General features: G+C 63.8%; 13 protein-coding genes. 5 read left to right on the forward strand and 8 right to left on the reverse strand.

From position 1 onward, the window contains the following. From ACESNG_RS09365 to ACESNG_RS09400, 8 genes are all read right to left on the reverse strand, one after another. The coding region (locus ACESNG_RS09365; RefSeq protein ID WP_373068722.1) for an NAD(P)-dependent oxidoreductase at positions 1 to 537 on the reverse strand (537 nt) is incomplete at its 3' end. Continuing rightward, on the reverse strand, positions 537 to 1,340 hold the full coding sequence (locus tag ACESNG_RS09370; RefSeq protein ID WP_373059789.1) for an ABC transporter permease: 804 nt from the start codon (positions 1,338 to 1,340) through the stop codon (positions 537 to 539). The genes ACESNG_RS09365 and ACESNG_RS09370, both read right to left, overlap by 1 nt. Further along, complete coding sequence (locus ACESNG_RS09375; RefSeq protein WP_373059813.1) at positions 1,337 to 2,284, reverse strand: ABC transporter permease; 948 nt, start codon at positions 2,282 to 2,284, stop codon at positions 1,337 to 1,339. Before ACESNG_RS09375 ends, ACESNG_RS09370 begins: the two co-directional genes overlap by 4 nt. After that, entirely contained in the window at positions 2,284 to 3,891 is a 1,608-nt protein-coding gene (locus ACESNG_RS09380; protein WP_373059787.1) for a peptide ABC transporter substrate-binding protein, read from the reverse strand. Before ACESNG_RS09380 ends, ACESNG_RS09375 begins: the two co-directional genes overlap by 1 nt. 266 nt (positions 3,892 to 4,157) lie before the next feature. Beyond that, entirely contained in the window at positions 4,158 to 5,903 is a 1,746-nt protein-coding gene (locus tag ACESNG_RS09385) for a DUF885 family protein (protein WP_373059785.1), read from the reverse strand. After that, on the reverse strand, positions 5,837 to 6,988 hold the full coding sequence (locus ACESNG_RS09390; RefSeq protein ID WP_373059783.1) for a Gfo/Idh/MocA family protein: 1,152 nt from the start codon (positions 6,986 to 6,988) through the stop codon (positions 5,837 to 5,839). Before ACESNG_RS09390 ends, ACESNG_RS09385 begins: the two co-directional genes overlap by 67 nt. Then, a complete protein-coding gene (locus ACESNG_RS09395; RefSeq protein ID WP_373068724.1) occupies positions 6,985 to 8,763 on the reverse strand; it encodes a DUF885 domain-containing protein in 1,779 nt (592 codons plus the stop codon). Before ACESNG_RS09395 ends, ACESNG_RS09390 begins: the two co-directional genes overlap by 4 nt. 55 nt (positions 8,764 to 8,818) lie before the next feature. Continuing rightward, the gene (locus ACESNG_RS09400) at positions 8,819 to 10,057 is read right to left on the reverse strand and encodes an OFA family MFS transporter (RefSeq protein WP_373059779.1); all 1,239 of its coding nucleotides are present in this window, start codon (positions 10,055 to 10,057) and stop codon (positions 8,819 to 8,821) included. Positions 10,058 to 10,150: 93 nt separating this feature from the next. Between ACESNG_RS09400 and ACESNG_RS09405 the strand changes: the two genes are divergently transcribed. The 5 genes from ACESNG_RS09405 (at position 10,151) to ACESNG_RS09425 (ending at position 15,058) form a co-directional block, all read left to right on the forward strand. Then, positions 10,151 to 10,882: a hypothetical protein gene (locus ACESNG_RS09405; RefSeq protein ID WP_373059777.1), complete on the forward strand. Its 732-nt coding sequence runs from the start codon at positions 10,151 to 10,153 to the stop codon at positions 10,880 to 10,882. A 72-nt stretch (positions 10,883 to 10,954) separates the two neighbouring features. Next, positions 10,955 to 11,722, forward strand: a complete 768-nt coding sequence (locus tag ACESNG_RS09410) for a DUF305 domain-containing protein (protein WP_373068726.1) — start codon at positions 10,955 to 10,957, stop codon at positions 11,720 to 11,722. Between the two features lie 53 nt (positions 11,723 to 11,775). Next, positions 11,776 to 13,755: an LVIVD repeat-containing protein gene (locus tag ACESNG_RS09415; protein ID WP_373065498.1), complete on the forward strand. Its 1,980-nt coding sequence runs from the start codon at positions 11,776 to 11,778 to the stop codon at positions 13,753 to 13,755. 476 nt (positions 13,756 to 14,231) lie between these two features. Continuing rightward, the gene (locus tag ACESNG_RS09420) at positions 14,232 to 14,414 is read left to right on the forward strand and encodes a hypothetical protein (RefSeq protein ID WP_373065500.1); all 183 of its coding nucleotides are present in this window, start codon (positions 14,232 to 14,234) and stop codon (positions 14,412 to 14,414) included. 197 nt (positions 14,415 to 14,611) lie between these two features. Beyond that, positions 14,612 to 15,058: a fasciclin domain-containing protein gene (locus ACESNG_RS09425; RefSeq protein WP_373065502.1), complete on the forward strand. Its 447-nt coding sequence runs from the start codon at positions 14,612 to 14,614 to the stop codon at positions 15,056 to 15,058. Positions 15,059 to 15,266: the final 208 nt, after the last annotated feature.

Raw genomic sequence — 15,266 nt, forward strand, 5'->3', positions numbered from 1 at the left:
CGCGCTGTCGGCGGTGCCGCTACGCGAAACGCCGGTCACGTGCACACCCAGGGCGCGCAGCGAGGTTGCGATGGCGCGACCGATGTCACCAGTTCCGACTACCAGCGCGTGCGTTCCGGCCACACGCGCGATATCACGCGGCGCCCACCGACGTTCGCGTTGCGCTTCGGCCAGCTCGAGTAGCTGCAGCTGAATCGCGAAGATACGCGACACGGCCCACTCAGCGATCATCGGACCGAACGACTCGGGACTGCGTGTAAGCAGAATGTTCGGATCGAGAGGCGACGCCATCCACGAATCGACGCCGGCACCGGTGCACTGGATCCAGCGCACGTTGCCCATGTCGGAGACCGACGGTGGTCGCTTGAAGCCGATGTACGCCTCCGCCCACGCGAGATCACTGGCGGTGATGTCGGTGTACACCTTACCGCGCAACTCAAGGTCAGGACGACGCGCGAAAATAGAATCGGCGATACCGACATGCGCGTTGGCGCCAATGGCAATGCGACGCGGAGTGAACGGAAGCGGAAATGTCATCAGACCGACTGGTGTTGAGTAGGTGAAGAACCAATGGCATCACCGACGGTGTTGCAGGCGAGCACCGTGGCAAAAATGAAGAGGCCGGGGAAGATCGCGAGCCAGGGCTCGCTGGTCATCGCGGTCTGTGCCTGGTACAGCATGTTGCCCCAGCTGGCGGTTGGTGGTTGCACGCCGACGCCGAAGAAGCTCATGGTGCTTTCCAGCAGAATGCCACGTCCGATCGCGAGCGTTGTGGCGACCGTGGCCGCAGGAATGATGCCCGGTACGATATGACGCGCGATCACGCGAACGGGGTTCGCGCCGATGGCCCGCGCGGCCTGCACGAAATCGAGCGACGACAGCGACTGGACTTCAGCGCGGACTACGCGCGCCGTTTCCATCCATCCAGCTGCGGCAACCAGCAGAATCAGCATCGGGACGCCAGGCTGCAATACCGCAGCGCCAAGCATGAGGAGTGGTAAACGCGGGATGGCAAGCATGGCGTCGGTGGCGCGCATGAGCGCGTCGTCGGTCCGTCGACCCGCGTAGCCCGCCACTGCACCCACGGCCACGCCGATGGCGGCACTCATGAGCGCCGACAGCACGCCGATGGCGAGCGACACACGAGCCCCGACCAGCACGCGGGTGAGCACGTCGCGCCCGAGTTCATCAGTGCCGAACCAGTGGACGAGTGACGGCGCCGCACGCCGGTCGGCCAGGTCGAGTGCGTCGGCCGCGAATGGCGCGAAATACGGCGCCAGCAACGACGCCACCACGAGCGCGGCGAGAAAGAGCAGACCGCCGCGTGGCCCGGACTTCACGTGGCACCCCGCGCGCGCGGATCAATGGTGCGCACCGCGATATCGGCGATGAGATTGAGCACCATGACGGCGACGGCGCCGAACATGAGGAACGCCATGAGCACAGGATAGTCACGCTTCACGAGTGATTCGGTGAACAGACTGCCCACGCCGGGCCACGCGAACACGCTTTCGGTGACCACGGCGCCCGACGCCATCATGGCGGCGTCGAGCAACACGACCGTAATGAACGGACCGAGTGCGTTGGGAAGCGCATGGCGCAACAGCACACCGCGCTCGGAGACACCGCGGACACGGGCCGCGTTCATAAACGGGCGGCCGACGGTTTCACGCATGGCGCGGCGCAGATAGCGTGACCACGCTGCGGCTTGCACCGCCGCCAGCACCATGACGGGGAGTATAAGGTGCGCGACGCGATCGGCGAACGAACTCACGCCAAACGACGTGCGTCCGGACGATGGCAGCCAGCCCAACGTGATCGCGAAGACCAACTGCAGCAGCAAGCCGAACCAGAACACCGGCAGCGAAATGCCGGCCACGGCGCCGAACGACGAGATCCGATCGAAGAGGCGATGCACCGACGCCAGCACGCCGACCGGCAGGGCGATGCACAGTGCGAGCAGCGTGCTCGCGCCCACGAGTTCGAGGGTGGCGGGCACGCGCTCCAACACGCGATCGAACACGGGGCGCCCGTCGGCGAAGCTGTACCCCCAGTCGCCACGCACGAACGCCGACAGCCACGACAGATACTGCTCGGCCAATGGACGATCGAGTCCCATGGCGGCACGTAGTCGCTCGATGTCCTGCGGGCGCACGTTCGGATTCTCGAGGTACGCCGACAGCGGACCACCGGGTACCGCCTGCAACAGCGCGAAGACCAGCACCGAGATGAGGACCAGCAGCGGAATGCTCTGCAGCAACCGGCGCACGATCAGGCCACGCATCACGGCGTGCCGATCTCCCACAGGTGCACGTTCCAGAACGGACCGGCGTTGGTTGGATTGCCAGTGAAGCCCTTCAACGCCTTCGGTACGGCATCGATCTTGGCGGTGTTGTACAGCACGATCTCCGGTGCGAGCGCGGCGATGCGTCGCTGTGCCTCGCGCAACAGTTCGTTGCGTTGCGCCACATCGGCGGTGCGATCGGAGCGATACAGCAGCGACGTCAGCTCGGCGTCGTTGATGTAGTTGATGTTGCGGCCCGCCGGCGGCATACGATCGCCGGCAAAGAAGAGTGTGAGCTCGGGGTCGGCACCCATCTGCCACCAGTGCAGCATGGCGTCGAAGTCGCCTTTGAACCACACGCTGCTGATGGACGTGCCATCGAGCAGCTTCACCGTCATCTCGGCGCCCACATCGCGAAATGCTTCCTGCAGCGCCTGCGACACGTTCTCGCGGATCGCAAACCCCGACTGTGTGATGAGCGTGAACGCGAGACGCTGGCCGTTCTTCGCGCGGATGCCATCGGCGCCGGGCACCCATCCTGCTTCGGCAAGCAGCGTGCGGGCACGTGCCGGGTCGAAGCCGTACGTCGGCACCTTGGGCTCATAGGCCGGCGACAGCGGCTGAATCGGACCGTTCACTACTGCCACTTGCCCATCAAGAATCGTGCGCACGAGCAGATCCCGATCGACCGCGTGGGCGAGCGCCTGGCGCACCTTCACCTCGGCGAAGGGCGTGAAGTGCCTCTGGTTGAGCGTGACGTGCTCGTAGCCGTTCCCCACCACACGATTCATACGCAACCCGCTGATGGCGGTCAGTTCGCGCACCTTGTCCCACGCCACGAGGGCCACCATGTGCACTTCGCCCGACTTAAGCAGATTGATGCGCGTGGTCGTATTCGTGAGGAAGCGGAAGAGAAGCTGCTTGATTTTCGGATACTCCGCGCCGCGCCAGTAACCCTCAGCGCGTTCGAGCAGAATGTACTCGCCCGTCTTCCATTCCTTCACTTTGTACGGGCCCGTGCCAAGCGGTGCGCGATTGTAGTCGTTGGCGGTATTGAGATCGCGCCCCTCGAGCACGTGCCTTGGTAACGTGCCGCGTACGAACTGTAGTTGATACGGGGCGTACACTTCCTTGTAATGCACGATCGCCGTGAGCGAGTCGGGGTTGTCTACCGACGAGATGCGGTCGAACCCATCCACGCTTTCCGGCTTCCAGTCACCCTTGTTGATCGCGTCAACCGTGAATTTCACGTCGGCTGATGTGTGCGACACCCCATCGTGCCACTTCACGCCGGGGCGCAACTTCCAGGTCACATCCATGCCGCCGTCGGCGCGCACGACCACGCCACCATTCTCCGTGGTCGGAATCTCGGCGGCGAGCACGGGAATGATCTGCATGTTTTCGTCGTTGGTGACGAGACCTTCCACCACGCACGACTCGATATCTTCGAGAATGTGCGTCGCGTAGCGGTTCATTGTGTCCGGCTCGCGGTCGTAGCCCACGATGAGCAGCTCGTTCGACGGACCGCTGCGAGCGGTGTCTCCGCCACAGGCCGCGAACGTGCAGCAAAATGATGCGGCGAGGCCGAGGGTCGAGCGACGAGACAACAAGAACGATAAACGTGTCATGAAGTGGTCAATTGTTGTGTCCCGGTATTGCCACGCCGGAGCCGTGCACGTTGTCGAAATGCTAAATGTATAATGTTCGCAGTTCTTCGCGTCTCTTCGCGGCCTTCGCGAGCTTCGCGTAAACTGCGGTGCTTTCGGTGACCTCGGCGCGGTCGGATAGCCAGCTGGTTGACGCGAAGATCGCAGAGGACGCGAAGGTGCGCGAAGAACTGCTCAGATCGTTAATGTGTGAAGAATATTGGACGCTACTCAAAAGACGTGAGGAGTCGCGCTGCGAGTGCCACGGGAATGGATCCCCGACTCAACAGCGCATCGTGGAAGTGCCGCGGTGCGTAGTCCGGCCGCAGGCGCATGGTATCCCGCAGATCGAGAATGCCCTGTGTGCCAAGCCAGTACATCACAGCGGTGCAGGGAAACATCGAGTTCTTGGTGGCTTCGCCGACGGCTGCGCCCTCCGGCATGCCCACTTCGTTCTTGTAGTACGCTACCGCATCGGCATAGCTGAACTCACCGGTGTGCAATCGAATATCCACGATAGCGCGCGCCAGCATCCGGACACGGCTCTGCTGTTCAGCGACGCGCTCCAGCGGCGTGAGGAATCCGAGTTCGTCGGCGAGTTGGGTGGCGTAACAGGCCCACCCTTCAGCCATCGAGCCACCAAGGAACATGCCAATGCGGCTGGCGCAGTCCACGGCGGCAATCTTGCCAATCCGCGAGTGCGACCGATGGGTGGCGTGTCCGTTCTGTACGTGGTGACCGAGAGCACCGTGATGCACCACGTGATTGAGCGTGATGGTGCTGTGGTTCCATGCCTTCAGGCGCCGCTCGCGCTCTTCGGGAGCGATGGTATCGTCCACCGGTGTCACGAGATAGAGATGTTCGGCACGTGGTTCGTACGGTGCCGGCGAGCGATAGAACAGGAAGTACAACTGCGGGGCAATCTCGCGGGCCCAGGCAGGAATGGGCACGTAGCGCAATGGCCAGTCGGGCCACTCCAGCTGATCGAGCGCGAAAGCGAGCGAGCGACATGCCTCGAACTGCGAGGCGAAGACGGTGAGATAGTCGGCTTCGCTTGGGCGATCGTTGGCGAGCGCGGCGCCAAGGGCCTCGGGTGAGCCGGCGACCTCGGTGGCGAGGGCGTGGAAACGCGCTTTGGCCGCCGGCAATTCACCGAGCACGCGTTGCAGCAGGTCGTGTGCCGACTGCGTGCAGAAGTGCCCGCGTTGCAGCAGGATCTCATACGCCTCCACGCCGATGGCGTAGCCCGAATGGACATCGCGCGGTAGCTGATCCAGCCAGTCGGCCGACGCGTCGAAGGCGTGCGCCGCATGGGCTGCGGCGTCGGTCAGCGAGTCACGGACGGCGGCCGAGACGCGGTGTTCGTCGCACCAGAGTCGTAGTGGCCCACGCAGGAACGCCGAGAACACACGTGCCTCGCGAATCGCGCGATCGAGCCAGATGGCGGGTACCGGCTCGGTGAGGGCGGCAGGCATGGAGCCAAGGAACGACGGAATCTCCCCGAGTCGTGCGACGACGGCGTCAGTGCAGCGCTCGATCGGCTGCGTGGGGCGCAGCAGCAACGCCACGACACTGAAGATTGCCTCGCCCGTGAACAGTGCGGGATTCCGGTCGTGGAAGAAGCGGGTTTGCGTTTCGAGGATGCGCACATCGAGGTTCGCCCGCGCGAGTTCGGCGTCGACGGCCTCGATGTCGGAGGCCAGCAGCGCATCGCCGGCGCGCGGCGCGGCGGTGAAGAGCGCGTCGTGTAGTTCGGCCATCTCGCTGACTTCGGTATCACGCGCCTCGCGCGACCAGTCGGGCAGCCGATGGTCGTGCGTGTGCAGCCCCGTGAAGGTCGCGTTCACAGGATGACGCGCGAAGTAGTGCGCGAGGAAGCGGTCGAGTACGGCGGTGGTGTCGTTGCTCAGGATGCCGATCCCGCGACCGGAGGTTGCTCGAGTGGGATGTTGATCCAGCGTCGTTCGCGGCACGAGCGCTCGACCGCGTTGATGAGCTCTTGCACGTGCGCACCGTCTTCGAAGTTGCCCTCGTTGCCGTGGACTTCACCGCGAATTTCAGATATGAACGAGCCGATGAGATTCGCATAGAAGAGCGAGCGCCAGGATTCGCGGGCACTACCCCCCACCGGGTAGAAACGCTGCGGGATCTCGAGGTCTTTGAACTCCACGGAATCGGCGGTGGCGCCCTTGAGCGTTTCGCAGATGCCGTTCTCTTCCACGAGACGACAGATCAGCGCGCCTTTGCTACCGTACACCCGCGCTTCGATCCCTGGATAATTCCCGACCGTCACGAAGCTGGTCTGAATCGAGCCGATCCCACCGTTGTCGAACTCGCCGATAAATATGTCACCGTCGTCGATATTCATGCGCATCATGGTGCCGGTGGCGCGCACCATCCGTTCGGGGATGAAGTTCTTCATCGTGCCCACCACCGACTTGAAGCGACTGCCCATGAAGAGGTGACCGATATCCATGATCGGCGCCCCGTACCCTTCCAACGACGACACGTGAATGTCCGTCTGGTCGGCTTCATGGTCGACCTGACGCAGCGGCGTCTGCGGGTCGAGCCACTGCGAGTTTTGTTCGTAGCCGTTGAAGATGAACGGCGTGCCGATGTAACCCTCGTCGATCAGCGCCTTCATGTAGCGCATCGCCGGCGAGTAACGAAAGGTGAAACCGAGCTTTGTTTTCAGACCTTTGGCTGCCGCCAGTGCGGCGGCGCGGCGCGTCTCGATGAAATCGTAGGCTACGGGCTTCTCGCACAACACATGCTTGCCTGCCTCCAGTGCGGCGCAGCTCAACGCGAAGTGCGTCGCGCTGGGCGTACACACGTCGACGACATCGATGTCGGTGCGGGCGATCAGTTCCTCGTGTGTGGCATACACGTTGGGGATGTCGAACTGCGCCGCGAACTCACGAGCACGTTCCACGATCGGATCGGCGATCGCCACAATCGTGCAGCGCGGATCGCGCTTCCAGCCCGGGAGATGCGCGAACTGCGCCCAGGCGCCGGCGCCAAGCACCCCAACACGAACGATGTTGTTCCTGGCGGTCACTGAATTACCCGTGAGGTGTCACCCGGCAACAGCAGCTGCCGGTGCGCCTGGATCGGCGCGATGCCGTTCTTCATGACGCGTTCGTGGAAGTCGCGGAGGCTGAACGATGCGCCCTGTGCCGCCTGTACGTCTCGCCGCAGCGTAAGCATGCCGCGCTTGCCCAGGAAGTAGCCGCCATAAGTGGGATCGTAAGTGCCGCGTTCGGCTTCACGTTTGGCAGCCGGTGCGGCCACGTACGCTTGGCGCTCGAAGCAGGCCTGCGCCTGGGAGAGCGTCCATTCACCGGTGTGCAGACGGACGCCCGAGAGCAACCGGCAGATGCGCGTGAGTGCATCGCTGAGCTGGGCCATTTCATAGCGAGGATCACCGCCCATGAAGCGCTGCTCGACCACGAGTTCTTCCGCGTAGTGCGCCCAACCATCCTGTCCCGATGATGGTTGCGGAAACGGGTTCAAGCCGATCCAGATGCGACGGATCTTGCCCGGAGTGTCGCGCATGTGCACCGAGTGCAGCCAATGCCCGGGCATCGCTTCGTGGGCCGAGGTAATGGCCAGCGACGCAAAGTTGAATCGCTCCAGCCAGGCTTCCTGCTGCTCAGGGGCGTCGAGTGAGTCGGCGTCGGTGATGTAGTAATAGCTCTGTACCGGCGTCTTCTCGAGCGGTGGCGAGGCGTGCATCGAGGCGAAGCCGAGTGAGAACGGCTGCGCTGCGGCAACGACCACGCGCTCGCCCGAAGGCACGACGGCCAGATTCTTCGCGACCACAAAACGCGTGAGGGAGTCGACGATGGCTTGCGCCGCCGCCACCACTTCGCCGCGCTTGGGATGATTGCGGCGCACCGTGAGCCATGTGGCCTGCGGGTCAGCTGCTGGCGCCAGCCGTTTGGCCGCAGCTCGGAAGCGCTCCTGCGTGCTCTCGAGCTCGCGTTCGCCGAGGGCCACGAGATCGGCCAGCGGAACATCAATGAGTTCTTCGGAGCGGTAGCGTCGCGAGACGGCATCACCGCCGATCTTCCACTCGCCATTCGCCGTGGGGAGCACGGACTTCTCGAAATCGACGGTGTACGCATCGATCTCGCGCGTGGCGATGGCGGCCGCGCTCAACAGTGAATCCATGAGCGGCGTGCTCTTCTGCGCCGCGAAGGCGACTGCTAAGTCGTCGGTCAGCATGCTCGACACACCGCGCATCATGCCAAGGCCACGCTCGGCGAAGATCTTCGGTGGATTGGTAATGTTCGTGCGCGCCGCCTGCAGCAGCGCCGGCACGCCAGCGAGTTTGCCGATGAGGCGACGCATGCGCACGGGCGCGTCGTCGTTTTCCATCGTCATGAGATTGTGCACGCCATCGGACAACGCGCTGGCGTACGTCATCGGATTCCGCTTCCAGTTGGTGAGCGTTTCCTGTTCGAGCAGCCAGCCGTCGATCACGCCCGCGAGAATACGCTTGTCCACGCGCTCGTCGGGGGTGAGCGCGGAGTCGCTGAACGCAGCGAGCTCCGCCGCCGCCGTCTTCAGCGTCGCGATTTCAACCGCAATGGCCTGCGCCGAGAAATCGTCGAGCAGATCATCGTGATCATGGAGACCGTTGCCGGCCGCAATGGATGGATGACGGCGCGCGAAGCCATCGAGGTAGCGATCCACGAAGGGGGCGAACCCCGACGCGGTCGAAGTAGCGGTCGCCGACGAGCTGGATCTGTCAGTGGGGGGAGAGCAGGCAGAGCCGGCGGCGCCAAGGGCGAGTAGCGCGAGCGCGGCGAGTCGTTTAGGGGTTTGCATCGGGGCTTAACCTGCGGCCGATCTCCCCCCTTCGCAAACGAATAGTCGACTTCTCTTACGGTACGGCCTTTTTCAATGGTTTCACCGCCAGCGTGAGCAGGAGTCCAACGGCCAGCAGACCGGCCAGCAGCATGAGCGGCTGATCGTAGATGTGCACGCGGGGTGCGCCTGGGGCCAAGGCCGCGCGGGCGCGGTCGGAGAGTTCAGTGATGATCACTGGCCCCGTGACGGCGGCTACGCTCCATGCCGTGAGTACGGCGCCGTGAATCGCACCCACGTTCCGTGAACCGAACAAGTCGGCCAGAAACGCCGGCATCGTGGCGAAGCCGCCACCGTACATCGTGAACACGGTGAGCAGGCACGCGAGAAAGGGCCACCACGCGCCCGCCTGTGCGAAGCGCGGTATCAGCAGAAAGAGCGCCAGCTGCACGACGAAGAAGATGAGATACGTAACGCGTCGCCCCAGAAAATCCGAGGCGCTCGACCAGAGCAGACGGCCACCGGCGTTGAAGAGGCTGATGATCGCGACCACGGCGGCCGCCTGCTTGGGGGTTCGGCCGAACAGGTCCTGCATCATTGGCGACGCCTGGGCGAGAATACCGATACCGGCCGTCACGTTCACGCACAGCATGCCCCAGAGCAGCACGAACTGCGGCGTGCGCAGCGCCTCTCGTCGCGTGAGGCCCTCGGCCGCGGGCCTGTTGACGCCGCGGTGGATCTCGGGCGCTGGGTGCAGGAGTTGCGCCCCCGTCCACATGAGCAAGAAGTATACGCCGCTCAGTGCGAACAGTGCCTTCGCGACGCCGATCTGTTCGATCAGGAACGCATTCGCGTAGCCGCCCAGAAAGGCACCGCCGCCGAAGCCCATGATGGCGAAGCCGGTGGCCATGCCGCGTCGCTCGGGGAACCACTTCACCAGCGTGCTCACCGGGGCGATGTACCCGATGCCGCACCCAATACCGCAGAGAATGCCGAGCCCCAGAAAGAGCAGGAGCGGCAGTTGCCAGAGCAGACCCATCCCACCGAGCGCGAGTCCGCTGGCGAAGAAGATCGCCGACGTCTTCGCGGCCACCTGTGCACCACGCCGCTCCACCCAAGGGCCCATGATGGCGGCGCTCAGCCCCAGCAGGACCAGCGCCGCCGTGAACGTGGTATAGGGCGGACTCCCCCACCACGGCTGCGGCGGGAGCGCCGCGATGATCGGGCGATTGAGCGTGCTCCAGGCGTACACCGAGCCGATGCCCAAGTGGACGAGCACGGCGCCGAGGGGGATGGTCCAGCGGGATGTCGACATATGGCGGAATCAACCATGTCAATGCGTGATCCGTGCCCCACGAGTTTCCCCATGCCTTTTCCATGCGAGCCGTACTGGTCGATAGGTTGCATCATGTCCTCGCGCGAAAGTCCGATCGCGGCCCAACGGGCTCGGAACGCCCGTCTCACAGCTCAGGCGGAGCAGATCGCCCGCGACGATCGTGCCGAGCACGGCTTGCCGGAGTTACCGGTGATCCTGCTGCCGGCGAATTCGCGGAACACCACGGAACTTCCCGAGGAGTCGCGCGACGCTTTCCTCGACAAGCTGCGGGGCACGATCGCCGAGGCGTTCCGCGAAACGGTGCGTGACAACAGCGCGCCGATGAGTGCCGAGGCCGAGTCGGCGCGTGAGGACGCCGGCTGGGCGCTCCCCGAGTCGATCCCGGCGATGCCAGACATTATCGGGGCGAGTTGCGGGACCTGTCGAGGCGAATGCTGCACCGCGGGCGGCACGCATGGCTTCTTGCATGCGGACAGCATCATGCGGGTGCGCGCCCAGCTCACCGACGACGGGGAGACGGTCACGGCCGAGTCGTTGGAGGCGCGGTATGCCGCGCACTTGCCGACGAGGCACTACCGCGGTTCGTGCGTGTTTCACACCACTGCCGGCTGCAATCTCCCGCGGACGCTGCGATCGAACCTGTGTAACCGCTACGTGTGTGGCGGCCTCGCTCAACTCACGCGGGCGCTGGTGGCGTCGCAGCAGACGTCGGCCTACGTGGCGGCGGCCGATTCGGTGCACCTGCGCCGCGTCGCGCTGATCACCGTGCACGGGTCACGGGCGATCCCGTTGCGGGAGACGTAGGTCGGTCGATCCGCCCGATTGATTGCCGCGCAGCTCGTCTTCCGATAGGCTTATAGGTTCCAACCTTTCTCCATGCGGCCGGTGTCCAATCACGTGACCAAACCGATGCCCACGACCATTCGCCGTCCGATCCGCCTGGCTGCCCTGAGCGCCGGGCTCTTCGCCATGACGGCCTGCGCCACCTCGAGGTCGACCTCCTCGGCCGGACCTGCCTTCCAGATGGGTGACGCCGCCGCGCTCGTGCGGGCGCGTGCCGACAGTCTGCGCTACCCCTGGGTGAAGGCCGACGTGGACTTCATGAGCGGCATGATTCACCACCATGCCCAGGCGATCACGATCTCGCGCTGGGCGCCGTCACATGGCGCACGCGTCTCAGTGCAGCGGCTCACGGCGCGCATCATCAATGCGCAGACCGATGAGATCACGATCATGCAGACGTGGCTCAAGGACCGCCGTCAGCCGATGCCCATGGTGGATACGCTTGGCAACGTGACGATGGGTGGCACGGGCCATGACATGGCCGCGATGGGTGGCCACGACATGGCGGCCATGGGTGGCATGGCGATGGGCCAGATGTCGATGCCCGGCATGCTCACCGACGCACAGCTCAAGGAGCTCAACGCGGCCCGCGGTACGGAGTTCGACCGGCTGTTCCTGACCTATATGATTCAGCACCACCGCGGTGCCGTCTCGATGGTGAAGACGCTGTTCGCGGCCCAAGGCGCGGGACAGGACGAAACCGTGTTCAAGTTCGCGAACGATGTCGAGGTCGATCAGAGCACCGAGATCAAGCGCATGTTCACGATGATGTTGGAGATGGGATTCGCGCCGCCGGCGTGATGTTGGACGTGATGTCGTTGGATGACCACCACCTTTTGCACACAGGAACAGACATGTCAGAAACACTTCCGCGTCGTCGCGGGGCGAGTGTTGTTTCAGGCTACGCGGCCGTGGCGCTACTGGGCCTCGCAGCGTGCGCGCCGTCGAAGCCCAAGACCGCACCGACGCCGATGAACGATCCGCGCGTCGGCCTCAAGGCTGGGTTGTTCGACGCCGGCGAAGCAATCTCGAACATGAAGGTCGTGGCCAAGGCCGTCTCGCCGCCGGGCTTCCTGGGCATCACGAACTCCGACCTTGCCTTCACCGGCAAGTACGCGATCCAGGGCAACTACAATGGCCCGGTGATCTGGGACATTTCGAATCCGGCCAAGCCGACGCTCGTGGTGGCCTACTCGTGCCCTGCGTCGCAGAACGACATCTCGGTGTACAAGAACCTGATGTTCATGTCGGCCGAGGCGAACAACGGCCGCGTGGACTGCAAGCCGGGCGGCGTGCCTGATCCCGTGAGCAAGGAGCGCATGCGTGGCGTGCGCGTGTTCGACATCAGCGACATCCGCAACCCGAAGCTGATCGCGAACGTACAGACGTGCCGCGGCTCGCACACGCACACGGTGCTCGAGGATCCGAAGGACAAGGAGAACGTGTACATCTACGTCTCCGGTTCGTCGGCGATTCGTCCGAAAACCGAGCTCGCAGGCTGCGAAGCTGATCTGGCCGCCGACGATCCGAACTCGTCGCGTTTGCGTATCGAGATCATCAAGGTGCCACTCGCCAACCCGGCCAGCGCCGCGGTCGTCGGTCGCGCCAACATCTTCGCTGGTCTGAGTGCGGCACCGGCCCACGGTCTCTCCGACGCCGACAAGGAAGTGGCGGCGAAGACGCTCGCCACGGCCAGGGCCGCGGGTGCGTTCATCGCCAGGAATCCGCAGTCGGGCGCCGACATGGTCGTGCCCCCGCAGGTGCTCCGTCCGATGCTCGATAGCGTGACGAAGGCGCGTGGCGGTTCGACGGCGAACGCGGCGGACAGCACGGCCGTGCGCGGTATGGTTCAAGGTGCGGTGACGCGCATGTTCGCCGGTGCAGCGGGTGGCGGTGGTCGTGGTGGCGAGCGTTCGCAGTGCCACGACATCACGGTGTATCCGGCGCTCGGGTTGGCTGGCGGCGCGTGTGAAGGCCACGGCCTGCTGATCGACATCAGTAACCCGGTGGCACCGGTGCGTCTCGACGCGGCAGCCGATTCGAACTTCGCCTACTGGCATTCGGCGACGTTCAACAACGACGGCACGCAGATGCTGTTCTCGGACGAGTGGGGCGGTGGTTCGTCGCCCAAGTGCCGCGCTGGCGACAAGCCGGAATGGGGCGCCAACGCGATCTTCTCGATCGTGAACAAGAAGCTCGTGTTCAAGAGTTACTACAAGATTCCGACGGTGCAGTCATCGAACGAAAACTGCGTGGCGCACAACGGTTCGCTGATCCCGATCCCGGGTCGCGACGTGATGGTGCAGTCGTGGTACCAGGGCGGCATCTCGGTGTTCGATTGGACGGACCCGTCGAAGCCGAAGGAAATCGCATCGTTCGATCGCGGCCCGGTGGATTCCACGCGTATGGCGATGGGCGGCTCGTGGTCGGTGTACTGGTACAACGGTTCGATCGTGAGCTCGGAAATCGCGCGCGGTCTGGATGTGGCCGAGCTCGTGCCCAGCGAGTTCATCTCGCAGAACGAGATCGATGCCGCAAATACGGTGAAGTGGGACTACCTGAACGCACAGGGTCAGCCGAAGATCTCGTGGCCGCCCAGCTTCGCACTGGCGAAGGCGTACACGGATCAGCTGGAGCGGAAGGGCTGTGTGGCGCCGGCGAAGATCTCCGAGATGCGCACGTCGATCTCGAGCGCGGAGAAGACGTCTGGCTCGGCACGGAACGCCACGCTGAGCAAGCTGGTGACGGACGTGGAAGCCAACCGTAGCTGCGACCCGAAGAAGACGGATTTGCTGAAGAAGGCGCTGCAGGATCTGCAGACGCTGGCGATGTAATCGCGCTGGCGGAGTACGGAGTAGGAAGTACGCAGCCCCCGATCCTGCCGAGGAGCGGGGGCTGTTTCGTTTTATCGGCCTTCTCCTGGAGCGACCGATGGCGTCGGATCTCAGTTTCGTGGAGTACGTGCGCGACCAGATGCAGCTGGAGGATCGGGTGCTGATGGCGTCGGCTCACACGCTGTGGCGCTTCAGGTAGCGTCGGGCGAAGCACTGTGGCGCACGAAGCTCAAGACCTCGACGTTCGTCACCATTACCATGGAGGGCGACAAGCTTTACGCCGGCGCCGGTGGTGAGCGCTTCTGTCTCGATCCGTTTCGCGGGAACGAATCACGCGGTAACGCAAGCGGCTGCGATAGCGGCACAAGCAGCGGCCATGTAGAAGCACGCGCGCCGACGTCATGCGTGAACCGTCGGCCGATGATACCTTTCTGTACTACGTCTGTCCCGTTGAACTCCGCCCTCAGTCAGTCTCAATGCAGAAGAAGCGTGCAGTTGTCCTCCAGCAGGAGTGGGGCGGAAAGCCTTGCGATCATCCGGCCTTCGCCAAAGAATACGATCTCGGTGCGCGCACGGGGAGTTATATCTGCACGCAGTGCGGGAAGACACTCACGTTTCGCGAGAAGGCCGAGCTCGTCGCGTCGCGTACGGCTGAGTAGCATTTCGTTTCAAACGAAAGTGTCGATTGCGGGCACGAATGACGTTACGAGAAGCTTCAATCCACGAACACATGGCGATGCGATTTACTCACCATGCTCGGCGCACGTGGCTACGCGCCGAACTGTTCATCACAGGAACGTGTGCATGACATTCATGCAGCTTCGACTTGTGATGGTGCTGTTCGATGGAGTTCGACATGACGACCCATACCGAAAACGCGACGCTACATGATATCGTCGACACCGCCGTAGCCGCCGGCAGTTTCACTACACTCGTGGCTGCCGTAACGGCCGCCGGACTCGGTGAGACACTCAAGGGCACGGGTCCGTTCACCGTGTTCGCGCCGACGGACGACGCGTTTGCGAAACTTCCGGCCGGCACGGTCGAGAATCTCCTGAAGCCGGAGAACAAGGACAAGCTGGTTTCGATCCTCACGTATCATGTCGTGCCGGGCAAGGTCCTTTCGACGGACATCGCCGGCAAGACGATGCACGTGAAGACGGTGCAGGGCGCCGACGTCGCGATCGATGCTACGCATGGTGTGAAGGTTGGCGGGGCGACGGTGGTCACGGCGGACATCGACGCCACCAACGGCGTGATCCATGTGATCGATGCGGTCATCATGCCGCCGACGGCCGCGTAACCTTGGTCGCGTGTGGTTGAATCGTGCCGCGCAGCATTCGCTTCGCGGTACGATTCGCCGATAAACAGCAACCACGTCAAAAGAATGTGGGCTCTTCCGGATTCCGTGTAGGTGAATCTCGGGCGACACGCCCCGGAACGGCGTCGCCGCAGTTGGCCCCTTCAAACGCACGGACAAACAACAGGCGCGGATGGGGGCACTGCGAGAC

The sequence above is a fragment of the Gemmatimonas sp. genome (assembly GCF_041689975.1).
Taxonomy (GTDB): Bacteria; Gemmatimonadota; Gemmatimonadetes; order Gemmatimonadales; family Gemmatimonadaceae; genus Gemmatimonas.